Origin of the sequence: Pseudonocardia endophytica, assembly GCF_004339565.1 — a bacterium.
In the GTDB taxonomy this organism is placed as follows: domain Bacteria; phylum Actinomycetota; class Actinomycetes; order Mycobacteriales; family Pseudonocardiaceae; genus Pseudonocardia; species Pseudonocardia endophytica.
In genome coordinates, this window is record NZ_SMFZ01000002.1 from 3,082,132 (window position 1) to 3,108,003 (window position 25,872).

The following is a 25,872-nucleotide window of genomic DNA, read 5'->3' on the forward strand; positions in this document are numbered from 1 at the left end:
CGAACGAGCGGCACCTTCGGGCAATGGCATTGCTCGAAGGTGCCGTTCGTTCGGAAGGGGAGAGGTGGGGCGGCCCGGACGAGTGGGTGGGCGCCTACTTCTCCTCGGCGTGGTGCCTGCCGGTGACCGACGTGCCGTGCTCGCGGGCCTGCGCCACCTGTTCGGCGCGGTCCTCGCTCGCCATGCGGGTCAGCTCGGCGCCGGCCTCCGGGTCGCGGGTGAGGTTGTCGCCGGTGGACGGGTCGAACACATGGATCTTCCGCGCGTCCAGCCAGAACTCGGCCTCGCGGCCCTCCCGGATCCGGCTGGTCGAGTCGATGGACACGATCGCCTGCGTGCGCAGCTGGTCCGAATCCAGCTCCCGGGACAGCTCCTTGAGCTGCGCCGCGACCTCCTCGGGGGCCTCGTACGGGATGTAGGCGAACTGCGAGTCGCCGAGCCACTCGGTGACGTCCACGCGGGCCGAGAACGTCGAGCCCACGTGCTTCTTGGCCTCGTCGACGAGCGACGCGTCCTCGAAGTACTCCGGCCGGATCCCGACCAGCACCAGGTCCTTGCCCTTGATCTTCTCGGCGCGCGCCGAGTCGAGCTCGATCTTTCCGAACGGGGTCTCGAGCGCACTACCGGACACCGTGGCGGGCAGGAAGTTCATCGGCGGCGAGCCGATGAACCCGGCCACGAACAGGTTGACCGGCTGCTCGTAGAGCTCACGCGGCGACGCGACCTGCTGGATGACGCCCTTGCGCAGCACGCAGACCCGGTCCCCGAGCGTCATCGCCTCTGTCTGGTCGTGCGTCACGTAGACGGTCGTGATCCCCAGCCTGCGCTGCAGGCGGGCGATCTCCGTGCGCATCTGGCCGCGGAGCTTGGCGTCCAGGTTGGACAGCGGCTCGTCGAACAGGAACGCGTCCGCGTCCCGCACGATCGCCCGGCCCATCGCGACGCGCTGGCGCTGACCGCCGGACAGGTTGGCCGGCTTGCGCTGCAGGTGCTCGTGGAGCTCCAGGACGTCGGCCGCCTCGTTGACCTTCTTGCGCACCTCGTCCTCCGGCGCCTTGGCCAGGCGCAGCGGGAACGCGATGTTCTCGAAGACGGACAGGTGCGGGTAGAGCGCGTAGTTCTGGAACACCATCGACAGGTTCCGGTCGCGCGGGGCCTTCTCGTTGACCCGCGTGCCGCCGATGTCCATCTCACCGGAGGTGATGTCCTCCAGTCCGACGATCATCCGCAGCAGCGTGGACTTCCCGCAGCCGGACGGGCCGACGAGGATCATGAACTCGCCGTCGGCGATGTCCATGCTCACGTCGTTCACGGCCGGGAAGCCGTCCCCGTACTTCTTGACGATGTTCTTCATCTCGATCGACGCCATGGCCGGTCGGTTCCTTTCTCGAGAAGTACGGGATCAACCCTTGACGGCGCCGTTGGTCAGACCGGCCACGATGCGGCGCTGGAAGATCAGCACCAGCACGACGACCGGGATGGTGACGATCACCGCGGCGGCGGCGATCGGGCCGTTCGGCGACTCGAACTGCGACGCGCCGGAGAACAGGCCCAGTGCCGCGGGCACCGGACGGGCCGCTCCCGACGACGTGAGCGAGATGCCGTAGGCGAAGTCGTTCCACGCGATGAAGAACGCCAGGATCGCGGTGGTGAACACGCCCGGCGTCGCCAGCGGGACGATCACCTTGCGGAACGCCTGCCACGTCGTCGCGCCGTCCACCTGCGCCGCCTGTTCCATCTCCCACGGGATCTCGCGGAAGAACGCGGACAGCGTCCAGATCGACAGCGGCAGCGTCAGCGACAGGTACGGGATGATCAGGCCGGGCCAGGTGTCGTAGAGCCCGATCAGCCGCCACAGGTTGAACAGCGGCGTCACGATCGAGATCACCGGAAAGATCGCCACGCCGAGCGCCGTGGACAGGATGAGCTTTTTCCCCCTGAAGTCCAGCCGGGCGATCGCGTAGGCGGCGAACATCGCCAGGATGCACGCGATCGCCGTGGCGATCAGGCAGATCCCGAACGAGTTCCGCAACGCGGGCAGGAACAGGTCCGCGGCGTCGCCGACGAGGATCTGGGAGTAGTTCTCCCAGGAGATCTGCGTCGGGAGGAACGCCTTGTTCGAGATGTCGTCGGACGACTTCAGCGACAGCGAGATGATCCAGCCGACCGGGAACAGGGCGTAGATCACGATCACGACGCCCGCGATGTACCAGAGAACCTTCTCCCGGGTGGACATCACTTCTCCCCTCGTGCCTGGGACAGGTCGACCTTGAATCCCTTGATGAACAGCGCGCAGATCAACGCGACGGACAGGAACAGCAGCACCGAGACCGCCGATCCGAGCCCGATCTCGACACGCGAGATCGTCTGCCGGTAGGCCAGGAACGACACCGTCTCCGTCGAGTTCGCGCCGCCCGTCATGACGAACACGCTGTCGAACACGCGGAACGCGTCCAGCGTGCGGAACAGCAGCGCGACCATGATCGCGGCCTTCATGTTCGGGATGGTCACCTTCGTCATCCGCTGCCACCAGGACGCGCCGTCGACCTTGGCGGCCTCCTGCAGCACGTCGGGCACCTGGGCCAGTCCGGCGAGCAGCAGCAGCGAGATGAACGGCGTGGTCTTCCAGATCTCGGCCAGGCAGATCACGAACAGCGACGACCACGTGCCGTCGAACCACGCCGTGTCCGCCGTGATGCCGGGGATCCAGTCGAACCACGAGTTCACGAACCCGGAGTCGGCCGAGAACGCGAACTGCCAGGCGAACGCGGACACGACGGTGATCACCGCGTACGGGATCAGGATCGCGGCCCGCAGGATCGGCCGGATCGCCTGCAGCGCCTTCATCATCACCAGCGCCAGCGCGAAGCCGAGCACCAGCTCGACGGCGACCGTGACCACCGTGATGAACAGCGTGACGCCGAACGAGGTCCACCAGATCTCGTCGCCGAGCACGACGAGGTAGTTGTTGATCCCGATGAACTCGCGGTTCTCCGGGTCGGTGAGCCGGTAGTCGAACAGGGAGTAGTAGAACGCCTGGACGATCGGGTACGCCGTGACCAGCAACATGATCACGAACGCCGGTCCGGCGAGCATCCAGCCGAGCCGCTGCTCGGCCTTCGCCCGGTCGCTGGCGCCGCCCGGTCCCGGAGCCGGGTCCGTCGTGGAGGGAGTCCGTTCCGTCGTGGTCGTCACAGGAGCTTCTCCTTCGCCAGGACCGCGCGGATCAGGTCCGCGGTCGCGGGGCCGACGGTGTTCGGGTCGATACCGCCCGGCGGGTGGTAGAGCCGCTGGATCGACTCCGAGACCTCGGAGTAGTAGGCCGTCTGCGGGCGCGGCTTCGCCTGCTGCAGCGACTGCGCGATGACCGGGGCCATCGGGAACTCCTTGACCACCTCCGGGTCGGTGAAGACCGAGATCTTCGCCGCGGGGTTGCCGTTGGTCAGGAAGTACTGCTTCTGGTTCTCGGTCGAGACGATGCACTCGGTCGCCTGGTAGGACAGGTCGACGTTGGTGCTGAACGCGCTGACGCCCAGGTTGATCCCGCCGTAGGGCGGGGCGCTCGGCTTCGACGCGTCGGTGCGCGGGTAGAGCGCCCACCCGTAGTCGGACTGGGTGCTGGCCGGGGCGGTGCCGTCCTCGACGGCGCTCTTGACCTTGCCCCAGATGAACGGCCAGATCGGCGAGAACATCGCGTCGCCGTCCTGGAACGCGGTGGCGTTCTCGTCCTCGCCCGACGTGGAGAAGCTGGACCCGGCGACGGGTGCGGTCGCCTTCATGATCTCGGCGGCCTTCGTCGAAGCCGGTGAGTCGAGCCCGAGCTGGACACCCTTCGGGTCGCCGGGCGACGGGTTGGTGATGATCTCGCCGCCGCCGCTCTCGACGAGCGCGTTCAGCCAGACCGTCAGCGACTCGGCGCGCTTGCCCTGTGCGGCGACCTGCTTGTTCTTCTTCTGCGCCGCGGCGATGACCTGGTCCCACGTGACCGGCTTGGACATGTCCAGCCCGGTCCCGGCCATCATCGACTTGCGGTACCAGAGCAGCTGCGTGTTCGCCCAGAACGGGACGGTGACGAGCTTGCCGTCCCAGCTCGCGCCCTCCTTCGCGGAGTTCGCGACGCCCGCGGTGGTGCGCTGACCGACGTCGGCAGGCACCGGAGCCAGGAACCCGGCCTCGGAGAACTCCGGGATGTAGGGCGGGTCGATGCTCATGATGTCGATCGACGTGTCGTTCGCGGCGAGGCGGCGGACGAGCTGCTGGCGCTGCTCGGACGACTCGCGCGGCAGCGTCGAGACGGCGATCTGGTACTTCCCGCCGGACGCCGCCGTGCATTTCTGCGCGATCTCGGCCTGGCCGCCGTCGTCCGGGTTGATGAACCAGGTCAGGGTCGGTGGCCCGGCGGGCCCTCCGGCGCATCCGGCGAGACCGGCGAGGGCGGCGACCGCCACACCGGCCGCCAGGACGCGGCTCCTCCATCTACGGCGACGCATGGGCGTTCAACTCCGAACTCTCTGCGGGACGGGGACGGACGGGACGGGGACAGGGACGGCGGACGTGCCCGGCGCGGGCGGCGACCGTTCGTCGGGGAGGGGAGCGGGGACGGGTCCGTTCGGGCGCACCGGCACGGACCTCCCCCTCGTCGACGTCCCGGCAGGTCGGATCCGGCAGGCCCCTCGCCTGGAAACGCTTTCAACCTCGAACTCTGACCCCTTCGTGTGATAGGTGTCAAGGGTCACAATCGTGATCGTTATGGCTGCGTGAGAGATTCAGCCAGATTCAGAAGTAAGTGCAAACGCTTCCAAGATTTCGGGTTATCGTGAGCCGTGCCCTCCTCGGTCAATCTGGCCGACGTCGCCCGCCTGGCGGGGGTGTCGCCGGCGACGGCGTCACGGGCGCTGTCCGACCATCCGCACGTCGCACCGAGCACGCGGGAACGGGTCTGGCGGGTCGCGCGGGAGCTCGAGTACGTCGTGTCCCCGGAGGCGTCCCGGCTGGCCGGAGGGGCGACGGGCCGGGTTGCGGTCGTCGTCCCGCACCTGTCGCGCTGGTACTTCGGCGCCGTGCTGGAGGGGTTGGAGGCGGGGCTGCGGACCGCCGGGTTGGACCTGCTGCTCTACCGGGTCGGTGACGCCGCGGACCGCGCCGCGTTCTTCACCGAGCTACCGGCGCGGCGCAAGGTCGACGCCGTCGTGCTGGTCGGGCTGGCCGTCGACGACGAGGAACGGGGCCGTTTGGAGCGGATCGGCGTGCAGATCGTCGCTGCGGGCGCCCAGGTCGCCCCGCACCCGTCGGTGCGGATCGACGACCACGTGGCCGGGCGCCAGGCCGTCGACCACCTCGTCCATCTCGGACACAAACGGATCGCGATGATCGCCGCCTACGATCCCGAGCAGCGCGGCGCGCACCCGGCCGGACGGACGTCGGCGTACTTCGCGGCGCTGGCCGACGCCGGGCTGCCGGTGGACGAGGAGCTGGTGCGGACCGTGGGCTGGGGCGCGGACGAGGGGGCCGAGGCGATGGGCACTTTGCTCGGGCGGTCGGCACCGCCGACGGCGGTCTACGCGCACTCCGACGAGGTGGCGCTCGGTGCGCTCCGCACACTGCGCCGGGCCGGCCTGCGGGTGCCCGACGACGTGTCGGTGATCGGCGTGGACGACCACCCGCTGGCCGCGCTGACCGACCTGTCCACGGTCGGCCAACCCGCCGGGGAGGTGGGGACGATCGCCGGCCGGATGGTCGTCGCCGGCCTGCGTGGTGAGGCGTTCGAGGCGCCGGTCCTGGTCCCTACCCGGCTGGTGGTGCGTGGCAGCACCGGGCCGCCCCGCCCGGATCGTGCTCTCGGACGGAGGAGGCGGTGATGGCGGTTCCGGAGCTGACGATGCGCGCCACCGGCCCCGAGCTGCTGGCTCTCCCGTGGGACCAGCCGCTCGGCGAGTGGAGCGTCACCGACGTCCCGATCCGCGACGTGCCGGTGGGGCCGAGCCGTCATCTCGTCCGGTTCGTGGAGGCGGACGGGACGCTGTGGGCGCTCAAGGAGCTGCCGGAGCGGATCGCGCGCCGCGAGTACGAGGTGCTGCGCCGGCTCGAGGTCGACGGGCTGCCCGCCGTGCGACCGGCGGGGGTCGTGCACCAGCCGGAGCACGACGCGTCGATCCTGGTCACGCGCTATCTCGTCGGGTCGTGGCAGTACCGGCGGCTGTTCCTGCGGCTGCCGCCCAACCGCCCGCGCCACCGCGCCCGGCTGTTCGACGCGATGGCCGGGCTGCTCGTCGAACTGCACCGGCACGGCGTGTTCTGGGGCGACTGCTCGCTGGCGAACACGCTGTTCATGCGCGACGGGCAGCTGTTCGCGGCCTACCTGGTGGACGCCGAGACCAGCGAGGTCCACGCCACGATCTCGAACGGCCAGCGCGAGCACGACCTGGACATCATGGTCGAGAACGTGGCCAGCGGGATGATCGACCTGGCGACGCGGCTGGAGCGCCCGCCGGAGATCTACCCGCAGCTGATCGAGGAGGCGCAGGGCATTCCGGACCGGTACCGGGCGCTCTGGGACGCGCTGCACGCCACCCCGACGTTCGCGTTCGGCGACCGGTACCGGGTGGAGGGCAAGATCCGCGAGCTGAACGACCTCGGGTTCGCCGTCGACGAGCTGTCGCTACGGCCCGTCGAGGGCGACGCGGGGCAGGCGCGCCTGCAGGTCGCGGTGGGCGACAAGACGTTCCACAGTGAACGGTTGCGGGAGCTGACCGGACTGGACGTGGGAGAGGGGCAGGCGACGATCCTGCTCGGCGACCTGCGTGCCCACCAGGACTGGCTGCGACGTCGGACCGGTCACGAGGCGGGCGGCGACGAGCTGGCGCGCAGCTGGCGGGACGTCTGCTTCGACCCCGGCACGGCTGCGGCGCACGAGGCTCTGGGCGGGGTGGGCACGCCGGTGCAGGCCTACTGCGACCTGCTCGAGGTGCGGTGGATCCTCTCCGAGCGTGCCGGCGCCGACGTCGGCAACGACGCCGCACTGGCGGCGCTCGGCAACTCCGCGCCGACCGACTCGGCCGCGCGCACCGCCGTCGCGGACGCCGACACGGGGCAGATCCCGCGCCTGGACCCGGGCCTGCTGCACACGCTCGACGCGGAAGCGGGCATGTACGACGAGGACGCCCGCAACCGCGACCTGTAGCGGGCTGCTCGGGCTCGGCCGGGACGTCCTGACGGTGCTCCTGCCCACCGACGAGCTGCAGCCGGCCGGCACGGGGAGCAGTGCCCCCGACCTCCGAACGAACGGCACCTTCGAGCAACGGCATTGCTCGAAGGTGCCGTTCGTTCGGGACGGGGGTTGGCGGGCGTGGCTGGGTTGGCGGGCGTGGCGGGGTGGGCGGGGCGGGGCGGTCAGGCGCGCTCGGCGTAGCGGGCGAACGCGCGGGTGCAGGTCGCCGTGCCGGACGTCATGGCGCGCAGGTCGATCGCGTGCCGGAGCAGCTCCGTCCTCGGCACCTCGGCGCGGACGACGGTGCGGCCCGGCGTGTCGTCCACATCGGTCCCCAGCACGCGGCCGCGGCGGCCGGACAGGTCGCCGAGCACGGCCCCGAGATGCTCGTCGAGGATCCGGATGCGGACCTCGTCGAGCGGTTCGAGCAGCGTCGTGCCACAGGCGGCGACGGCCTCGCGCAGGGCGAGCGAGCCGGCCGTCTGGAACGCGGCGTCGGACGAGTCGACGCTGTGCGCCTTGCCGTCCACCAGCGTCGCCTTCACGTCGACGACCGGGTGTGCCGGCTCCCCGTCCGCCACGGCAAGCCCGCGTTCGAGCTGCGTGCGGATGCCCTTCTCCACGCTGGGCACGTACTGCGTCGGCACCGAGCCGCCGACCACGGCGGACCGGAACTCGAATCCGGACCCGGGCGGCAGCGGCTCGAACTCGACGTGGCACACGGCGTACTGGCCGTGCCCGCCGGACTGTTTGACGTGCTTGCCGGTCGCGCGGCCCGCGTGGTCCAGCGTGATCCGCAGCGGGACCCGGACCTCCTCCGTCTCCACCTCGACGCCGGCGTCGCGCAGCCGGGACAGCGCGACGTCGGCGTGCGCCTCCCCGGTGCACCACAGCACGGTCTGGTGGGTCTCCTGGTTGCGTTCGAGCGCGAGCGCAGGGTCGGTCGCGACGAGCTTCGCCAACGCCCGCGCGACGGCGTCCTCGTCGCCGCGGTTGCGGGCCACGAGCGCGATCGGGAGCAGCGGCTCCGGCCGGTCCCAGGCCACCAGGTCGAGCGGATCGGTGGTGGCGGACAACGTGTCCCCGGTGCCCGCGGACAGGCGGGTGACCGCGCAGATGTCTCCAGCGGGGCAGGCCGCGGTCTCGGTCAGCGCGGAGCCGAGCGCGGAGTACAGGTGGGCGACCTTCTCGTCGCCGTCGTGCGCCTCGGGGCTCGTCCGCGGGGAGGGGACGACCCCGCCGGATCCGATGTGGACGGTGGTGTCGGGGCGCAGCGTCCCGGAGAACACGCGCACCAGCGACACGCGGCCGACGTACGGGTCGGACGCCGTGCGCACGACCTCGGCGGCGAGCGGGCCGTCCGGGTCGGGGGCGAGCTCGCGCCCGTCGACGGTGCGCGGCAGCGGGCGCTCCTGGGGCGAAGGGAACGCGCCGGTCATGATCTCCAGCAGCGCGTCGAGCCCGATGCCGGAGGCGGAGCACACGGGCACGACGGGGTGGAACGCGCCGCGCGCGACGGCCGTCTCCAGGTCGTCGACGAGCGTCCCGACGGGGATCTCCTCGCCGGCCAGGTAGCCCTCCATCAGGGCCTCGTCCTCGGACTGCTCGATGATCCCCTCGATCAGGACCGACCGGGCGTCCTCGGCTCCGTCGGGGGCGGAACCGGCCGGCGTCTGGGACAGCAGCCCGTACAGCGCGTCCATGCCGCCGTCGTCGCGCCGGATCGGCAGGTAGCAGGGCGCGACGCCGCTGCCGAACACGTCCTGGCAGGCCAGCTGCGTGCTCTCCACGTCGGCCTGTGCCGCGTCGCACCGCGCGACGACGACGGCGCGCGGGATCCCGGCGGCGACGCACTCCTCCCACAGGGCGAGCGTGCCGGGGTCGAGCGTGCCTTCCCTGCCCTCGGCGGCGGGGACGACGAACAGCGCCGCGTCGGCCGCGCGCAGCCCGGCCCGCAGCTCGCCGAGGAAGTCGCCGTATCCCGGTGTGTCCAGCAGGTTGACCTTGATCCCGTCGTGCACGAACGGGGCGACCGAGAGCCCGATCGACCGGTGCTGCCGGACGGCGGCCGGGTCGTGGTCGCAGGTGGTGGTGCCCTCGGTGACCGAGCCGGCCCTCGGGATCGTGCCGGTGTGCGCCAGCAGCGCGTCCACCAGCGTCGTCTTCCCGGATCCGGAGGGCCCGACGAGGACCACGTTGCGGATGTCGGCGGGTGCGGCCGCGGCGACCGCGGTCGCCGCACCCCCCGCCTGACGTTCTGCTCTGACCGTCATGGCGACCACCTCCGGCAGCGATGTGCTCTGGATCACACACCTTCGCCGTCCGAGATCACAACCCCCGATCGGCCGAGGGTGCTTCCCGGGCCCGGTAGGGTCGCCGTCCGTGCCCGTTCCCGGTCCCGGTTACGCGATCACCGCCCGCGTCGACGCCCCCGCCCGTCCCACCTCCACCGGAGACCTGACCGCAGCGGTCGGGCACGCCGGGGGAGTCGTCACCGCGTTCGACGTCGTCGAGGCGCGCACCGAGTCGCTGGTCGTCGACATCTCGGTCAACGCGCGCGACACCGACCACGTCGAGGCGATCACGGCCGCGATCGACACGCTGGACGGCTTCTCTGTCCGCAAGGTCTCCGACCGCACGTTCCTGCTGCACCTCGGCGGCAAGATCGAGGTTCGCTCGAAGGTCAACCTGCGCACCCGTGACGACCTCTCGCGGGCCTACACCCCGGGCGTCGCGCGGGTGTCGATGGCGATCGCGGCGAACCCGGAGGACGCCCGGCGCCTGACGATCAAGCGCAACACCGTCGCCGTCGTGACCGACGGGTCGGCCGTGCTCGGGCTGGGCAACATCGGCGCGTCCGCCGCGATGCCGGTGATGGAGGGCAAGGCGGCGCTGTTCAAGCAGTTCGGCAACGTCGACGCGTGGCCGGTCTGCCTGGACACCCAGGACACCGAGGAGATCATCCGGACCGTCCAGGTGCTGGCCCCGACCTACGGCGGGATCAACCTGGAGGACATCGCCGCGCCGCGCTGCTTCGAGATCGAGGCGCGCCTGCGCGAGCTGCTCGACATCCCGGTGTTCCACGACGACCAGCACGGCACCGCCGTCGTCGTGCTCGGGGCGTTGCGCAACGCGCTGCGGGTGGTCGGGAAGCGGTTCGCGGACGTCCGGGTCGTGGTGTGCGGGGTGGGCGCGGCCGGGTCGGCGATCATCCGCCTGCTGGCCTCGGAGCGGACGGCCGACGTGATCGCCGTCGACGTCGACGGGATCGTGCACCCGGACCGCGAGGGCATGGACGACAACCTCGTCTCGATCGCGTCGCAGACCAACCGCGACAAGCGCACCGGCTCGCTCGCCGACGCGCTGGTCGGTGCGGACGTGTTCGTCGGGGTGAGCGCGCCGAACCTGTTCGGGGCCGACGAGCTGGCCACCATGAACGACGACTCGATCGTGTTCGCGCTGGCCAACCCCGATCCCGAGGTGGACCCGGCGGTCGCGACCCAGCACGCGGCCGTCGTCGCGACCGGGCGGTCGGACTACCCGAACCAGATCAACAACGTGCTCGCGTTCCCCGGCGTGTTCCGCGGGCTGCTCGACGCCCAGGCGCACGAGATCACCGACGAGATGCTGCTGGCCGCCGCGGCGGCGATCGCGGACGTCGTGTCGGAGCCGAACCCGTCGTTCATCGTGCCGAGCGTGTTCGACACGACCGTCGCCCCCGCCGTCGCCGAGGCGCTGCGCGGCACCGCGACGAAGCTGGCCCGCCGCGGCCAGGTCACGGCGGGCTGACCACCTGTGGCGTGGTCACGACCGGTGCCGCGGCGACCGGCGGGAGCAGGAGCACCGACGCTCCGACGACGGCCAGCACGGCCGACCCGACCGTGAACCGCCGACGCCGGCGGGCGGGCGGCGCGGCGCGCACCGGCTCCCGGACCGGCGCCCCTGCGGCGTCGACGAACGCGCGGGCGGCCCGGTCGAGCAGGCGCGCGCCCGGCTCCTCGGCGGCGCTCCGGACGCGCTCGGCGGCACGGTCGATCCCTGGCCGTTCGACGGTCAGGGCGACCGGCTGCGGCAGGACGTGCACGGGCACGCCGTACGACGCGGTCAGCTCGGCCCGGATCTCCGGCCGCAGCGCCGGGCCGCAGAACAGCACGACGGGCTGCCCGACGCCACCGCGCCAGCCCCGCTCGCCCTCGACGACCGTGCCCCACAGCGCGACGCACCCGAGCAGCGTGACCCGCCCGAACCCGACGCCGCCGACGTCGGCCGGGTCCCGCGCCGCGTAGATCCCGCAGGTGCAGTCCGGGTCCGGTGCCGGGTGTCCGCGCAGCTCGCACGCCGCTGCCAGCGGCGCCCCGCCGTGCCATTCGGTGGACACCTGCAGCGGGGACCGCAGCAGGGCGCGGTCCGGGTCGCGGATCTGCCAGGTCCGCCATCCGACGACGACGCCGGCGACGTCCGGCGCCGTGCCCGCCTCGGGATCGCCGTGGGACTCGGGTGCCGGGGCGGTCACACCCCGACCCGGACGGCGGGAGCCGTCGCCGTCGCGTCGACCTCGACCGGTGCCGTCGTGTCGGGCGTCTCCTCCTCGGTGATCCCGGCCTCGGCGACCGGACTCATGACGGGTTCGGCCCGGAATACCCGGACCGTACGACCGATGTTCATCTGTTCCCCTCCGCACGCGGACGTGTGGGAGGCGTCCGCGCCACACCAGAATCCGGCCGGGCCCCGCGGCGGGGACACCGCCGGACGGTGCCCGGGGTCACCGCCGTACGGCCGGTTACCGCAGGTAGCAGCGGGTTATCCTGGATGCATGTCGTCCCCGACCGTCGGTGTGCTGGCGCTGCAGGGCAACGTCCCGGAGCACTTGGAGGCGCTGGCCGCGTCCGGAGCACGGCCGATCGCGGTGCGGCGCGCGTCCGAGCTCGCGGCGGTGGACGGTCTGGTGCTGCCCGGCGGCGAGTCGACGACGATGAGCAGGCTCCTGGACGTGTTCGAGCTCCTCGAGCCGCTGCGCGACCGCCTGCGCGACGGCATGCCGGCCTACGGGTCGTGCGCCGGGATGATCCTGCTCGCGGACCGGATCCTGGACGGCCGCCCGGACCAGCACCAGCTCGGCGGGCTGGACGTCGTGGTGCGGCGGAACGCGTTCGGTCGCCAGGTCGACTCGTTCGAGACGGACCTGGAGTTCCGGGGCGTGCCGGACGGCCCGATGCACGCGGTGTTCATCCGGGCGCCGTGGGTGGAGAAGGCCGGGGGCGACGTCGAGGTGCTGGCGTCGGTCCCGCACGTCACCAGCGAGGGCGAGGACGCGGGCGCCGCGGCCGGCCGCCCGGTGGCGGTGCGTCAGGGGCCGGTGCTGGCCACGGCGTTCCACCCGGAGCTGACCGGCGACCGGCGGGTGCACGGCCTGTTCGTCGAGATGGTGCGCGCGACGCTCTGACCAGCGGTCCCGAGTCCGCCGGGTGAGGCGTTCCCCACGCTCGGCCGGGGGCGCACCGTGTGGGGCGGCGACGTCCGTGCGGACACGCTGGTGGAGCCCGTCACGCCGTCGGAGGAGGACTCCTCATGGCCACCACCGTCCCGCTCCACCCGTCGCATCCCGTCCGGCCGGTCCGGCCGTCCTCGGTCACGCTGAGCGTCGCGCTGTGGCTGGGCGCCATCCTCGCCGGCGTCGCCGAGACGTTCGTCCATCTGTCCACTCCGGACGCGCCGACCGGTCCCGCCGTGATGGTGCGTTTCGGCGTCTACCTGGTGCTGGGCGCGCTCGTCCTGACGCTGCGCACCGGGAGCAACGCCGTCCGCTGGACGGTCGCCGTCGTGATCGGCGGGGTCGGCATGCTGTCGCTCGTGGTCGAGCCGATCGGGTATCTGGCCGCCGGGGGATCGGTCGGGGCGTTCCTGGCGACGGCCGGATGGGCCGATCTCGCGGTGGCCGGTCTGCGCAGCCTGCACGTCCTGGAGGTGCTGGTCGCGCTGGCGCTGCTGTTCCACCCGTCGTCGACGGCGTTCTTCCGGCCGCGTACGCACAACGCCCGGTACCGGACGCGGCGATGATCGCCCGCACAGGGGGCCGGGCCTGCGATCGCCGTCGCCGGTAGCATCGGGAGGTTGACGCAGGTCCGTGCCCGGCACGTTCGACCTGCACGGCTGCGGGGCCCTTTCCCTCGGCGGCCCGGACGCGAGCAGATGAGAGGTGGGGAGCCGATGAGCGGTCACTCCAAGTGGGCGACGACGAAGCACAAGAAGGCCGTGATCGACGCCCGGCGCGGCAAGATGTTCGCCAAGCTGATCAAGAACATCGAGGTCGCGGCCCGGACCGGCGGCGGTGACCCGGACGGCAACCCCACGCTGTTCGACGCGATCCAGAAGGCGAAGAAGAGCTCGGTCCCGAACGACAACATCGACCGCGCGGTCAAGCGCGGCTCCGGGGCGGACGGCGCCGGCGTCGAGTACCAGGCCATCACGTACGAGGGCTACGGCCCGAACGGCGTCGCCCTGCTGGTCGAGTGCCTGACCGACAACAAGAACCGGGCGGCCACCGAGGTCCGGACGGCGATGACCCGCAACGGCGGCCAGATGGCCGACCCCGGGTCGGTCGCCTACCTGTTCACCCGCAAGGGCGTCGTCGTGCTGCCGAAGGGCGAGCTGTCCGAGGACGACGTGCTGCTCGCCGTCCTGGAGGCGGGCGCGGAGGACGTCAACGACCTCGGCGACAGCTGGGAGGTCGTGTCCGAGGCGGGCGACGTGGTGGCGGTGCGCACGGCGCTGCAGCAGGCCGGCATCGACTACGACTCCGCGGACCAGACGTTCCTCCCGTCGATGCAGATCGAGCTCGACGCGGACGGCGCCAAGAAGATCTTCCGGCTGATCGAGGCGCTGGAGGACTCGGACGAGGTGCAGAACGTGTACTCGAACTTCGACGTCTCCGACGAGGTCATGGCCGAGGTCGGCTGAGCGCGACGGCCGCCGCCTACGTGGTCTCGCAGATCGCGTAGGCGGCCACCGAGGTGGCGATGTCCGAGCTCGATTCTGCATCGTCAATGTCCGAGGCCAGCGAGGCGACTCGCTGTCGTGCCCCGGCCGGGGAGTTCGTCATCCCCAGTGCGGTGTCAGCGGCGTCCTCCCAGCTCTCCGCCCCATAGAGGTCCGCGACGTCGTTGGCTGTGCACGCGGCGGAGACGACCTGCCTCGCGTCGTCGATCTCCAGATCGTCGACGTGCGGAGCGACGATGGACTCGGTCTGAACAGCGACCCGGTCGGCGAGCGGAGTCAGCTCCACCGGAGCGACGGTGACACGCGGCTTCGGCAACGGGATCTCACGACCAGCGCCGGCGAGAACCCGCACCTCACGCGCGACGTCGTCGCCGACCTGGGCCCCGGCCCGAACGCCACCGGGACAACCGGCCAGGAACACACTGCTGAACAGGACGAAACCAACCAGCACGCGCGCACTCGTCTTCGGCATCGTGTCCTCCGGGCCCGATCGCCGACAGCCGGTCGAGGTCGGCGTCGATACCCACTCGCAAGAGCAGCGAACCGCGTTACGGCCGACGGGGGCGCGGCCGCCGTTCCTGTCGGGGGTCGGTTCTAGACTCCTCACCGATGAGCACCGCGACGCAGACCACAGTGAAGAAGGCCGGATCGGACCACCCCCGGCTCCTGCTGCTCGACGGTCATTCGCTGGCCTACCGGGCGTTCTTCGCGCTGCCCGCGGAGAACTTCCGCACCGGCACCGGGCAGACCACGAACGCCGTCTACGGCTTCACCTCGATGCTGATCAACCTGCTGCGGGACGAGGAGCCGACGCATCTGGCCGTCGCGTTCGACGTCTCGCGCAAGACGTTCCGCGCCGAGCGCTACGCCGAGTACAAGGCGAACCGGTCCACCACGCCGGACGACTTCCGCGGCCAGATCGACCTCATCAAGGAGGTCCTGAACGCGCTGAACATCCCGGTGTTCGGCGTGGACGGCTACGAGGCGGACGACCTGATCGCCACGCTCGCGACGCAGGCCGAGGCCGAGGGCTTCGACGTGCTCATCACCACCGGGGACCGGGACGCGTTCCAGCTGGTCACGGATCATGTGACCGTCCTGTACCCGAAGCGCGGCGTGTCCGACCTGGGGCGGATCGACCCGGCCGAGGTGGACAACCGCTACGGCCTCACCCCGGCCCAGTACCCGGACTTCGCGGCGCTGCGCGGGGACCCGTCGGACAACCTGCCGTCGATCCCGGGCGTGGGGGAGAAGACGGCGGCCAAGTGGGTCCGCGAGTTCGGGTCGCTGGCCGAGCTGACCGACCGGGTGGACGAGGTCAAGGGCAAGGCCGGGGACGCGCTGCGCGAGAACCTGGCCAACGTCACGCTCAACCGGCAGCTCACCGAGCTGGTGCGGGACGTCGACCTGGGGGCCGGTCCGTCGCAGCTGGAGGTGCGGGCCTGGGACCGGGATGCCGTGCATCGGCTGTTCGACGAGCTGGAGTTCCGCGTGCTGCGCGAGCGCCTGTTCGCGACGCTGCAGAGCGCCGAGCCGGAGGCCGAGTCCGGGTTCGAGGTCGCGGGCTCGGTGATCGAGCCGGGCTCGGTCCGGTCCTGGCTGGACACGCACGCCCGCGACGGGCGGCGCGTCGCGCTGTCGTTCGCCGGGGTCAGCGGGCCTGTCGCGGCGCGGGACGTGCTCGGGATCGCGCTGGCCGTCGGGGAGCCGACCGTCGAGGACCGGGCGGCGGGCGCCGAGGCCGGTGTGCCACAGGCCGGGTACCTGGCGCTGGCGTCCCTGACGCCGGACGACGAGAAGGCGCTGGGTGACTGGCTGGCCGACGCGTCGGTCGCGAAGGCGGCGCACGACGTGAAGGCCGTCCTGCACGCGCTGCGCTCGCGCGGCTGGACGCTGGCGGGGCTGACCAGCGACACGGCGCTCGCCGCGTACCTGGCCAAGCCCGGGCAGCGCACGTTCGACCTGGCCGACCTCGCGCTGCGCTACCTGCGCCGTGAGCTGCGCACCGAGGCCCCCGACGACGGCCAGCTCTCGCTGCTCGGCGGCGAGGAGGAGAAGGACGACGAGGCCGCGCAGCAGGAGATGCTCGCGGCGTCGGCGATCCAGGAGCTGGCGGACGCGCTGGACGCGGACCTCGCCGAGCGCGGCGGGTCGGAGCTGCTCGCCGAGCTGGAGCTGCCGCTCGCGTTCGTGCTGGCCGACCTCGAGGCGGCCGGGATCGCCGTCGACCAGGAGATGCTGTCCGACCTGGAGTCGGAGTTCGGCGCCGCCGTCCGCCAGGCCGCGCAGGACGCGTACGCGGTGATCGGCAAGGAGATCAACCTCGGGTCGCCGAAGCAGCTGCAGACCGTGCTGTTCGACGAGTTGGAGATGCCGAAGACGAAGCGCACGAAGACGGGCTACACGACCGACGCGGACGCGCTGCAGACGCTCTACGAGCAGACCGGGCACGAGTTCCTGCGGCACCTGCTGGCGCACCGGGACGCGACCCGACTGAAGGTCACCGTCGACGGGTTGATCAAGTCGGTGGCCGACGACGGCCGGATCCACACGACGTACTCGCAGACGATCGCGGCCACCGGGCGGCTGTCCTCGACCGACCCGAACCTGCAGAACGTGCCGATCCGCACGGCGGCCGGGCGGCGGATCCGGGACGCGTTCGTCGTGGGCCGGGACGGCGGGGCGGGCTCCGACGGCGCTGCCTACGGCGAGCTGATGACCGCGGACTACAGCCAGATCGAGATGCGGATCATGGCGCACCTGTCCGAGGACCAGGCGCTGATCGAGGCGTTCCGCTCGCAGCACGACTTCCACGCCGAGACGGCGGCGCGTGTGTTCAAGGTGGACGCCCCGGACGTCAGCGTCGAGCAGCGCGCCAAGATCAAGGCGATGAACTACGGCCTGGCCTACGGGCTGTCCGCGTACGGCCTGTCCACCCAGCTGCGGATCCCGACCGACGAGGCCAAGGGCCTGATGGACGAGTACTTCGCCGGTTTCGGCGGGGTGCGGGACTACCTGGGCGGCGTCGTCGACCAGGCGCGCAAGGACGGCTACACGGCGACGATCATGGGCCGCCGCCGCTATCTTCCGGACCTGACCAGCGACAACCGGCAGCGTCGCGAGATGGCCGAGCGGATGGCGCTGAACGCCCCGATCCAGGGCAGCGCCGCGGACATCATCAAGGAGGCGATGCTGCGGGTGCACCGTGCGCTCGCCGCGGAGGGCCTCCGGAGCCGGATGCTGCTGCAGGTGCACGACGAGCTCGTGTTCGAGGTCGCCGACGGCGAGCGCGAGGCCTGCGAGGAGCTCGTGCGGCGGGAGATGGCGGCCGCGGCCGAGCTGACCGTGTCGCTCGACGTGTCCGTCGGCTACGGGCGCAGCTGGGACAGCGCCGCGCACTGAGTCGGCGCGGTCCCGCCGGGTCACCGACCTCGCAGGGCATCGCGCGACGTCACAGGCCGTGCGGGGCCTGCGACGTCCGGCCGGGGCCTGCGAGGTCAGCCTGCACGGGCGCCGGCTGCGGGCATCAGGATGCCCAGTTCGGCCGGACCGAGGCGGAGCACGCCGTCGTCGAGCGGGGTGCAACGGACGCCGCCCCGGCCGCGCAAGGCTCGGAACGCGCCGGGTGCGAGTACGACGTCCATCCACCCGCACGGATGCGCGGCCCGGTAGGCCTGGAACCGCACCGGGCCGTCGCCGGAGTCGAGGGTGAACACGGCCCCGGTGCCGCCGCGTCCCGGCGCGGCCAGCGCGTCGACGTCGGCGCCGCGCAGCACGATGTTGCGGCGTGCGGTCGCCGGTGCGAACGCGGGCCCCGGCCCGAGCTCGTCGCGGACGGTGTCCAGCGACTCCGCGGCGAACACGGTCACCGCGGCGTGGCGGTGCGCGGGGTGGCCGCAGTACCGGTCGCCGACGAGCCCGTCGCCGGCCCGAACCAGGACCGACGACCGGGTGACCGGTTCCGGATCGGCCCGCGGACCGTCGGCCGGACGGCCCTGGTAGGCGTGCACCGGTGACACGATCAGAGTCGTGATCTCCACCGGGTCTCGGTCCACGCGGTCGACGCTACGCGCGGTGGACGTGCGTCCGGGTAGGCCTCTCGTCCGGTGTCGGGTCGTCTCTCGACGGGGTCGCGAGGCTCGTCGGGCGACGGGACCGACTGCGGGCGCCGGTCCGCGACGGCGCCGGCCCCCGTGAGATGACGCTCATGGTTCTCCCGGGCGTCCGCCGGAACGACTGACGTCATCTCACCCCGGGCCGGTGTCGCCTCGGCGTGGTGTGCGACGGGCGCGGTGGGACCGTGCCGGTCCGCACCGTGCGGCGTGGCGCTCGAGCGGGCGCGAGGGTGGCGGCGCGCCCCGGCCGGACGGGACGGGGCCCGCCGGTAGCCTGCTGAACCGACGTCGGGGGAGTCGGGAGGGGTGCGCGTGCGGGTGCTCGGGGTCGACCCGGGGCTGACTCGGTGCGGGCTCGGTGTCGTCGAGTCCGGGTCCGGACGGGCTGTGAGCTGCGTCGACGTCGGTGTCGTGCGCAGCGGGACGGACGTGCCGCTGGAACGCAGGCTCGCCGGTGTGGCGGACGCGGTCGAGGAGTGGGTGGCTCGGCACCGGCCGGACGTCGTCGCCGTCGAGCGCGTGTTCAGCCAGCACAACGTGCGCACCGTGATGGGTACGGCGCAGGCCAGCGGGGTCGTCGCGCTCGTCGCGGCGCGGGCAGGGCTCCCGGTCGCGTTCCACACCCCGAGCGAGGTCAAGGCCGCCGTGACGGGCGAGGGTCGGGCAGGGAAGGCGCAGGTCGGGGCCATGGTGACCCGGCTGCTCGGGCTGGCAGAGGCGCCGAAGCCTGCGGACGCGGCGGACGCGCTCGCGCTGGCGATCTGTCACTGCTGGCGGGCGCCGATGCAGGACCGGATGGCCGAGGCGCAGGCCCGCGCCGCCGAGCTCGCCGCGGTGCACCGGGCGCGCCTCTCGGACGCGGCCCGCGGCGCCGCCGCGACCTGGGCGGACGTGGCAGCACGACAGGACCAGGCCGCGCGCCCCGGTGCGCCCGCGACCTGGGAGGAGCTGGCGGCACGCTCGGCCCTCCGTGGCCGGGCCGCGGGCGGGGCGCGGACCGCGGGCAGCCGCCGAACCGCAGGCGGCAGCCGGTCGACACCGGACGCGGGCCGGACGCCGGACACCGCGCCGGCGGCGGCCGACCGGAGCCGGGGCTCTCGTCGGGCGGTGGACCCCGGTCGGGCCGCGGATACGGGTCGGGCCGCGGGTACGGGTCGGGCCGCGGGTACGGGTCGGGCCGCGGGTACGGGTCGGGCCGCGGGTACGGGTCGGGCCGCGGATACGGGTCAGGCCGCGGATACGGATCAGGCGGTGGATACGGATCAGGCGGTGGGTACGGCGCGGGCCGCGGGCGCCGGTCGGGCCGGCTCGCAACGCGCGGCGGCGAACGGAGACGCGCCTGGACAGGACCGGGCGACACGCATCGGGCGGGACGCGGGAATGTCGGACCCGCACGGTAGCGTCCCGGATCGAACGGGCGTTCGTGCCTCGGAGGAGCAGGAGCAGCGGTGATCCACTCGGTGCGCGGGACGGTGCTGGAGATCAACCTGGACCACGCGGTGGTCGAGGTCGGCGGTGTCGGTCTCGGTGTGTTCGCCACGCCGAACACGCTCGCGGGTCTGCGGCGCGGGGAGACGGCGCGGCTGGCCACGTCGATGATCGTGCGCGAGGAGTCGCTGACCCTGTTCGGCTTCGCCGACGCCGAGGAGCGGGAGCTGTTCACGCTGCTGCAGACGGTGTCCGGGATCGGTCCCCGGCTGGCGCTGGCCACGCTCGCGGTGCTGGAGCCGGACACGCTCCGCCGCGCCATCGCCGACGGTGACCTCGCCGTCCTGACCCGCATCCCCGGCGTCGGGCGCAAGAGCGCGGAACGCCTCGTCGTCGAACTGCGGGACAAGGTGACCGCGCCCGAGCCGGCGGGCGCAGCGGGGGAGCAGGCCCGGATGCCCGCGCCCGTGCTGGGGCCGCGTGACCAGGTGGTCGAGGCGCTCGTCGGGCTCGGGTTCACGGCCCGGCCGGCCGAGCAGGCGGTCGACGCGGTGCTCGCCGCGACGCCCGACGTCGACTCGCAGGCGCTGCTGCGTACCGCGCTGTCCAGTCTGGGCCGCTCGCGGTGAGCGGTGTCGACCCGGCCGAGGACGGCGACCTCCGTGAGGTCGACGCCGTCGCGCACCCGGAGGACGGTGACGTCGAGACGTCGCTGCGCCCCCGCAACCTCGACGAGTTCGTCGGCCAGCCGCGCGTGCGCGAGCAGCTCGAGCTCGTGCTGGCGGGCGCGAAGCAGCGCGGGGACCCGCCGGACCACATCCTGCTGTCCGGCCCGCCCGGCTTGGGCAAGACGAGCCTGGCGATGATCGTCGGGGCCGAGCTGGGCGCGTCGGTGCGGCTGACGTCCGGTCCGGCGCTCGAGCGGGCCGGGGACCTCGCGGCGATGCTGTCCAACCTGGTGCCCGGCGACGTCCTGTTCATCGACGAGATCCACCGCACCGCCCGCCCGGCCGAGGAGATGCTCTACCTGGCGATGGAGGACTTCCGGGTGGACGTCGTCGTCGGGAAGGGGCCGGGTGCGACGTCGATCCCGCTCGACGTCGCACCGTTCACGCTGGTCGGCGCCACCACCCGGGCCGGGTCGCTGACCGGCCCGCTGCGCGACCGGTTCGGTTTCACCGCGCACATGGAGTTCTACGAGCCGGACGAGCTCGAGCAGGTGCTGCACCGCGCCGCCGCGATCCTCGGCATCGACCTGCGCGCGGACGGCGCGGAGGAGATCGCCGGGCGCTGCCGCGGGACCCCGCGGATCGCGAACCGGCTGCTGCGCCGGGTCCGGGACTTCGCCGACGTCCGGGCCGACGGCGTCATCCGCCGCGACATCGCGCAGGCTGCGCTCGCCGTCTACGACGTGGACGAGCTCGGCCTGGACCGCCTGGACCGGGCCGTGCTGCGGGCGCTCGTCCAGAGCTTCCACGGCGGACCGGTGGGCATCTCGACGCTCGCCGTCGCCGTCGGTGAGGAGGCGGGCACGGTCGAGGAGGTCTGCGAGCCGTACCTGGTGCGGGCCGGCATGCTGGCCCGCACACCGCGGGGCCGGGTGGCGACGCCTGCGGCGTGGTCGCACCTCGGGCTGACGGCTCCGCCGCCGGACGCCCCGCCCGCGCTGTTCTGACCTCGGGCAGGAGGCGATACCATTCGTCCGGTTCCCTGGTGGGGGAACCCGTTGCGGCCCCCGGACGTTGGACTCCGGGATGCCTGCGGCCCGCGCAGGCCCGCCCTTCGACACATCGGTCCCGCTGGCACACTCGGGGCCTCGACCCGAGACGAGAGAGCCGGTAAATGGGTAATTCGCTGATGACGTTCCTCCCGTTCCTGATCATCCTGCTGCTGTTCGTGCCGCTGTTCCTCAACGGCCGCAAGCAGCGTCGCCAGATGCAGGAGACCCAGGCGATGCAGCAGGCGCTGGGTGAGGGTGACGTGGTCATCACCACCTCGGGCCTGCGCGGCGTGATCACCGACGCCTCCTACGAGGAGACGATCGACATCGAGATCGCCGACGGCGTGGTCACCACCTGGCTGCGCGCCGCCGTCCGGGAGAAGGTCAACACCGACGCCGCGGACGCGACCCCGGCCGTCGAGGACACGAAGGACGACGCGGACGAGACGGCGTCGACGTCGTCCGACGCGAAGGTCACCCCGAGCGAGGGCAAGCCGATCATCCACTGAGCGGTCCGACCGCCCGGTGACGACCACACGTCGGCCGGGCGGAGCGAGGGAAACCGAGCGCAGCGAGGCCGCGCGAGGACAGGGGGCATCTCCGCGATGTGCGGAGGTGCCCCTCGCGCGTGTGCGGTGTCAAGCCCCCGACGGGCGGTCGGTAGCATCGCCGGGCCAGCAGATCGGCTCGGCGGATCGGCCCCACGGGTTCGGCGATCCGCGTCCGCGCCCGGACCGGCAGGGAGTTTTCCGCAGTGGCCTCAAGCACGGGGACGTTCCGTCCCTGGCGTTATCTCGTGGCGTTCGTCGGCGTCATGGTCGTCCTCTACTCGCTGGTGTTCTTCACCGGTGGTGGAGGGCTCGCGCCGAAACTCGGCATCGACCTCCAGGGCGGCACGAGGGTCACGCTGACCGCGCGGACCGAGAACGGTGGGGTTCCGCCACGGGACCAGCTCCAGCAGGCCCAGCAGATCATCGAGCAGCGGGTGAACGGCCTCGGCGTCAGCGACGCCGAGGTGGTGCTGGACGGCAGCAACATCACGATCACGGTCCCCGGCGAGGGTGGCGAGCAGGCCCGCCAGCTCGGCCAGACCGCCCAGCTGCGGTTCCGCGAGGTGACCGGCGGTCCGATCCCGGCGAGCCAGGGTGCGACGGGCCAGACCACGCCCGGGCAGGGAGCGACTCCGGAGCCGGGCGCCACGCCCGGTCAGCAGCAGGGCACCCCCGCGCAGCCGCAGTCACAGGGGGAGAGCCCGGCCGTCGCACCCGTGTCGTACTCGACGCCGCTCGACGGCGACGCCCCGCGTCAGGACCCGACGCCGCCGCCGACCCCGCAGCCCCCCGCACCCGCGCAGAACGGCGCAGGCACGTCGTCGCCCGCCGACCCGGCACAGGCAGCGATCGTCGCCAAGCTGCGCGAGACGCGGCAGAGCACCGACCAGGCCACGCTGCAGCAGGCCGCGCTCGAGCTGGACTGCAACGCCGAGGACCCGCTGCGCGGCTACGACGACCCGACCAAGCCGCTGGTGGTCTGCGGTGAGGACAAGACGCAGAAGTACATCCTGGGCCCCTCGTTCCTGGAGGGCACCGAGATCAACTCGGCGCAGGCCGAGCAGAACCAGCAGGGCGCCGGGTTCGTCGTGTCCGTGACGTTCAAGGCGACCGGCGCGGACATCTGGGGCAAGTACACGACGGCCAACGTCGGCAAGACCGTCGCGTTCACGCTGGACGGCGCCGTCGTCTCCGACGCCCGGATCAACCAGCCGATCTACGGCCCGACCCAGATCTCGGGCAACTTCAGCCAGCAGCGTGCGCAGGACCTCGCCGAGACGCTGCGCTACGGCTCGCTGCCGCTGTCGTTCGACTCCAGCCAGGCGCAGACGGTGTCCGCGACGCTCGGCATCGCCTCCCTGGAGGCGGGTCTGATCGCCGGCGCGATCGGCCTGCTGCTGGTGTTCGTCTACTGCCTCATCTACTACCGGCTGCTCGGGGTACTGACGATCCTGTCGCTCGTGCTGTCCGGCGCCGTCGTCTACGCGGTACTGATCCTGCTCGGACGCTGGATCGGGTTCACGCTGGACCTGGCCGGTGTCGCCGGCTTCATCATCGCGATCGGCATCACGGCCGACTCGTTCGTGATCTTCTTCGAGAGACTCAAGGACGAGATGCGGGAGGGCAGAACCTACCGCTCCGCGGTGCCGCGCAGCTGGGAACGGGCGCGGCGCACGATCCTCACCGCGGACGCGGTCAGCTTCCTGGCCGCCGCCGTGCTCTACATCCTGGCCGTCGGCGAGGTGCGCGGGTTCGCGTTCACACTCGGCATGTCGACGGTGCTCGACCTCGTCGTCGTGTTCCTGGTGACGCACCCGCTGGTCGCCCTCATGTCGCGCTCCAGGACGCTCGGCAAGCCGAGCTTGTCCGGGCTCGGTGCGGTCGCGCGGATCGGTGCACGGCAGCGCAGAGCGAACGAGGACACCGCCGAGCGTGCGGGCGCGACGAGGGGAGGCCGGGCATGAGCACCGCCACGACGAGGCGGCCGGAGCGCGACAGCGCGCTGACCCGGCTGACCACCGGCACGGCGAACGTCGACGTCGTCGGGCGCAGGAAGACGTGGTACATCGCGTTCGGCGCGCTCGTGCTGGTCTGCGTGCTGTCGATCGTGATCCGCGGTTTCAACCTGGGGATCGACTTCACCGGCGGCTCGCAGATCCAGATGCCGGCCACCGGGGCGAACGGGACGATCACGAGCCAGCAGGTCGAGCAGATCTACACCGAGGTCGTCGGGCAGCCGCCGGTCTCGGTGCAGTCGGTGGGCGCCGGCGACTCGGCGTCGATCCAGATCCGCTCGGAGTCGCTCGGCCCGGCCCAGCTCGACCCGCTCAAGCAACGCCTGTTCGACGACCTCAAGCCGCTCGGCCCGAACGGGCAGCCGAGCGCGGGCGCGGTCAGCGACAGCGCCGTGTCCGGGACGTGGGGCGGGGAGATCACCACCCAGGCGCTGATCGCGCTCGGCGTGTTCCTCGTGCTGGTCACGCTGTTCCTGGCGTTCTACTTCGAGCGGGACATGGCGATCGCGGCGCTGGTCGCGCTCGTGCACGACATCGTCGTCACGGCGGGCATCTACTCGCTGGTCGGCTTCGAGGTCACGCCGTCGACGGTGATCGGTCTGCTGACGATCCTCGGGTTCTCGCTCTACGACACGGTCGTCGTGTTCGACAAGGTCCGGGAGAACACCCGCGGGCTGCTCAAGCTCACCCGTCGCAGCTACCCGGAGGCGGCGAACCTGGCGTTGAACCAGACGTTCATGCGGTCGTTGAACACGTCGCTGATCGCGGTGCTGCCGGTGCTCGGCCTGCTGGTGATCGGTGTCGGGCTGCTCGGCGTCGGCACGCTCGCCGACCTCGCGCTCGTCCAGCTCGTCGGCATGCTGGCCGGTGCGGTGTCGTCGCTGCTGCTGGCGACGCCGCTGCTGGTCGACCTGAAGATGCGCGACAAGCGCTTCGTGGACCAGGAGAAGAGGGTGCGGGCCCGGCGCCAGCGTGCGGCCGCCATCCGGGCCGGCGAGCTCGACGCGGACGAGGAGCCGGAGTTCGCGACGACCGCGACCGGCGGCTCCGCGGTCCGCACGTCGGGCACGGCTCCGCGCCCGGGAGCGCGCCCCACCGGCAAGTCCGGACGCCCGACCGGCAAGAGGCGACGAGGGTCGGCAGCCGGCGGGGCCGGCGGGGCGGGGCGGGCACGGTGACGACGCCGGTCCAGGTGATCGACACCGACCTCGACTCCGCCGTCGAGCTGGACCGGGTCGCCGAGCTCGTCCGGAGCGTGCCGGACTACCCGCAGCCCGGCGTGCTGTTCCGCGACATCACCCCGGTGCTCGCCGACGGCGAGGCGTTCGCGACCGTGGCCACCGAGATCGCCGCCCGGACCGGCGAGGCCGACGTGGTCGTCGGCGTGGAGGCGCGCGGGTTCCTGCTCGGCGCGGCCGTCGCGCTCGTCGCGGGCGTCGGCACGGTACCGGTGCGCAAGGCCGGGAAGCTGCCCGCCGTCGCGGCCAGCCGCACCTACGACCTCGAGTACGGGACGGCGACGCTCGAGCTGCCCGCCGGCGTCGTCGAACCGGGAACGCGCGTCTACGTCGTCGACGACGTGCTGGCCACCGGCGGCACGGCGGCCGCGGCCTGCGCGCTGCTCACCGACGCGGGCGCCGAGATCGTCGGGTTCGGCACGCTCCTGGAGCTGACCGCGCTCGACGGGCGGGCGAAGCTGGACGGTGTGCGGGTCGACGCGCTGCTGAGCGGCTGAGGGCAGACCACCCGGCGCGGACGGGCACCCGGACGCGGCCGGGTCTCGGCGTCGCGGCGGTCCGGGGACTACTCTGGAGCGATGAGCTCGTGGTCCACCCCGCAC

The 25,872-nt window shown here is 72.3% G+C and carries 21 protein-coding genes and 1 pseudogene; 14 read left to right on the top strand and 8 right to left on the bottom strand.

The annotated features are described in order from the left end of the window. Positions 1 to 94 precede the first annotated feature (94 nt). Genes EV378_RS33120 through EV378_RS33135 form a run of 4 tightly spaced genes read right to left on the bottom strand, consistent with a single transcriptional unit; the run spans position 95 to position 4,448 of the window. The gene (locus tag EV378_RS33120; RefSeq protein WP_132431702.1) at positions 95 to 1,369 is read right to left on the bottom strand and encodes an ABC transporter ATP-binding protein; all 1,275 of its coding nucleotides are present in this window, start codon (positions 1,367 to 1,369) and stop codon (positions 95 to 97) included. 33 nt (positions 1,370 to 1,402) lie between these two features. Further along, entirely contained in the window at positions 1,403 to 2,236 is an 834-nt protein-coding gene (locus EV378_RS33125; protein ID WP_132431704.1) for a carbohydrate ABC transporter permease, read from the bottom strand. Further along, positions 2,236 to 3,195: a carbohydrate ABC transporter permease gene (locus tag EV378_RS33130; RefSeq protein WP_243653880.1), complete on the bottom strand. Its 960-nt coding sequence runs from the start codon at positions 3,193 to 3,195 to the stop codon at positions 2,236 to 2,238. The genes EV378_RS33125 and EV378_RS33130 overlap by 1 nt, the downstream gene beginning before the upstream one ends. Continuing rightward, positions 3,192 to 4,448 (bottom strand): extracellular solute-binding protein, encoded by a 1,257-nt coding sequence (locus tag EV378_RS33135; RefSeq protein ID WP_243653881.1) that lies wholly within the window; start codon positions 4,446 to 4,448, stop codon positions 3,192 to 3,194. Before EV378_RS33135 ends, EV378_RS33130 begins: the two co-directional genes overlap by 4 nt. Before the next feature lie 375 nt (positions 4,449 to 4,823). Between EV378_RS33135 and EV378_RS33140 the strand changes: the two genes are divergently transcribed. Both EV378_RS33140 and EV378_RS33145 read left to right on the top strand, forming a co-directional pair. Beyond that, entirely contained in the window at positions 4,824 to 5,858 is a 1,035-nt protein-coding gene (locus EV378_RS33140; RefSeq protein WP_132431708.1) for a LacI family DNA-binding transcriptional regulator, read from the top strand. Next, positions 5,858 to 7,180 (top strand): DUF4032 domain-containing protein, encoded by a 1,323-nt coding sequence (locus EV378_RS33145; protein WP_132431710.1) that lies wholly within the window; start codon positions 5,858 to 5,860, stop codon positions 7,178 to 7,180. The genes EV378_RS33140 and EV378_RS33145 overlap by 1 nt, the downstream gene beginning before the upstream one ends. A 209-nt stretch (positions 7,181 to 7,389) precedes the next feature. Here the strand turns inward: EV378_RS33145 and EV378_RS33150 are convergent, their stop codons facing one another. Continuing rightward, positions 7,390 to 9,480, bottom strand: a complete 2,091-nt coding sequence (locus EV378_RS33150; RefSeq protein ID WP_132431712.1) for an elongation factor G-like protein EF-G2 — start codon at positions 9,478 to 9,480, stop codon at positions 7,390 to 7,392. 109 nt (positions 9,481 to 9,589) lie between these two features. Between EV378_RS33150 and EV378_RS33155 the strand changes: the two genes are divergently transcribed. After that, complete coding sequence (locus EV378_RS33155) at positions 9,590 to 10,996, top strand: NAD-dependent malic enzyme (protein WP_132431714.1); 1,407 nt, start codon at positions 9,590 to 9,592, stop codon at positions 10,994 to 10,996. Here EV378_RS33155 and EV378_RS33160 read toward each other — a convergent pair. Beyond that, positions 10,983 to 11,720: a hypothetical protein gene (locus EV378_RS33160; protein ID WP_132431716.1), complete on the bottom strand. Its 738-nt coding sequence runs from the start codon at positions 11,718 to 11,720 to the stop codon at positions 10,983 to 10,985. The two genes, EV378_RS33155 and EV378_RS33160, sit on opposite strands and share 14 nt — an antisense overlap. Positions 11,721 to 12,020: 300 nt before the next feature. Between EV378_RS33160 and pdxT the strand changes: the two genes are divergently transcribed. From pdxT to EV378_RS33175, 3 genes are all read left to right on the top strand, one after another. Next, complete coding sequence (gene pdxT, locus EV378_RS33165) at positions 12,021 to 12,650, top strand: pyridoxal 5'-phosphate synthase glutaminase subunit PdxT (RefSeq protein WP_132431718.1); 630 nt, start codon at positions 12,021 to 12,023, stop codon at positions 12,648 to 12,650. 125 nt (positions 12,651 to 12,775) lie between these two features. After that, positions 12,776 to 13,264, top strand: a complete 489-nt coding sequence (locus EV378_RS33170; RefSeq protein ID WP_132431720.1) for a hypothetical protein — start codon at positions 12,776 to 12,778, stop codon at positions 13,262 to 13,264. A gap of 150 nt (positions 13,265 to 13,414) precedes the next feature. Then, the gene (locus EV378_RS33175; RefSeq protein ID WP_132431722.1) at positions 13,415 to 14,164 is read left to right on the top strand and encodes a YebC/PmpR family DNA-binding transcriptional regulator; all 750 of its coding nucleotides are present in this window, start codon (positions 13,415 to 13,417) and stop codon (positions 14,162 to 14,164) included. Between the two features lie 16 nt (positions 14,165 to 14,180). Here EV378_RS33175 and EV378_RS33180 read toward each other — a convergent pair whose 3' ends face one another. Beyond that, entirely contained in the window at positions 14,181 to 14,675 is a 495-nt protein-coding gene (locus EV378_RS33180; protein ID WP_165922597.1) for a hypothetical protein, read from the bottom strand. Between the two features lie 137 nt (positions 14,676 to 14,812). Here EV378_RS33180 and polA point away from each other — a divergent pair, with 137 nt between their 5' ends. Then, entirely contained in the window at positions 14,813 to 17,605 is a 2,793-nt protein-coding gene (gene polA, locus EV378_RS33185) for a DNA polymerase I (RefSeq protein WP_132431726.1), read from the top strand. Between the two features lie 95 nt (positions 17,606 to 17,700). On the opposite strand, the gene EV378_RS33190 is transcribed toward polA, so the two are convergent. Continuing rightward, entirely contained in the window at positions 17,701 to 18,258 is a 558-nt protein-coding gene (locus EV378_RS33190) for an MOSC domain-containing protein (protein WP_132431728.1), read from the bottom strand. A 372-nt stretch (positions 18,259 to 18,630) separates the two neighbouring features. On the opposite strand from EV378_RS33190, the pseudogene ruvC reads away from it, so the two are divergent. The 7 genes and pseudogenes from ruvC to EV378_RS33230 all read left to right on the top strand — a co-directional run. Further along, a pseudogene (gene ruvC, locus EV378_RS36065) lies at positions 18,631 to 19,194 on the top strand (crossover junction endodeoxyribonuclease RuvC); the annotation flags it as partial. 572 nt (positions 19,195 to 19,766) lie between these two features. Continuing rightward, positions 19,767 to 20,375 carry a Holliday junction branch migration protein RuvA gene (ruvA, locus tag EV378_RS33205; RefSeq protein ID WP_132431730.1) on the top strand — a complete coding sequence of 203 codons (609 nt, stop codon included), beginning with the start codon at positions 19,767 to 19,769 and terminating at the stop codon, positions 20,373 to 20,375. Further along, the gene (gene ruvB, locus EV378_RS33210) at positions 20,372 to 21,421 is read left to right on the top strand and encodes a Holliday junction branch migration DNA helicase RuvB (RefSeq protein ID WP_132431732.1); all 1,050 of its coding nucleotides are present in this window, start codon (positions 20,372 to 20,374) and stop codon (positions 21,419 to 21,421) included. Before ruvA ends, ruvB begins: the two co-directional genes overlap by 4 nt. A 182-nt stretch (positions 21,422 to 21,603) precedes the next feature. After that, on the top strand, positions 21,604 to 21,975 hold the full coding sequence (gene yajC / locus EV378_RS33215; protein WP_132431734.1) for a preprotein translocase subunit YajC: 372 nt from the start codon (positions 21,604 to 21,606) through the stop codon (positions 21,973 to 21,975). Positions 21,976 to 22,220: 245 nt separating this feature from the next. After that, positions 22,221 to 23,981, top strand: a complete 1,761-nt coding sequence (gene secD / locus EV378_RS33220) for a protein translocase subunit SecD (RefSeq protein ID WP_424511264.1) — start codon at positions 22,221 to 22,223, stop codon at positions 23,979 to 23,981. After that, positions 23,978 to 25,210 (top strand): protein translocase subunit SecF, encoded by a 1,233-nt coding sequence (gene secF, locus EV378_RS33225; protein WP_132431736.1) that lies wholly within the window; start codon positions 23,978 to 23,980, stop codon positions 25,208 to 25,210. Before secD ends, secF begins: the two co-directional genes overlap by 4 nt. Beyond that, positions 25,207 to 25,767 carry an adenine phosphoribosyltransferase gene (locus tag EV378_RS33230; protein ID WP_132431738.1) on the top strand — a complete coding sequence of 187 codons (561 nt, stop codon included), beginning with the start codon at positions 25,207 to 25,209 and terminating at the stop codon, positions 25,765 to 25,767. The genes secF and EV378_RS33230 overlap by 4 nt, the downstream gene beginning before the upstream one ends. Positions 25,768 to 25,872 lie beyond the last annotated feature (105 nt).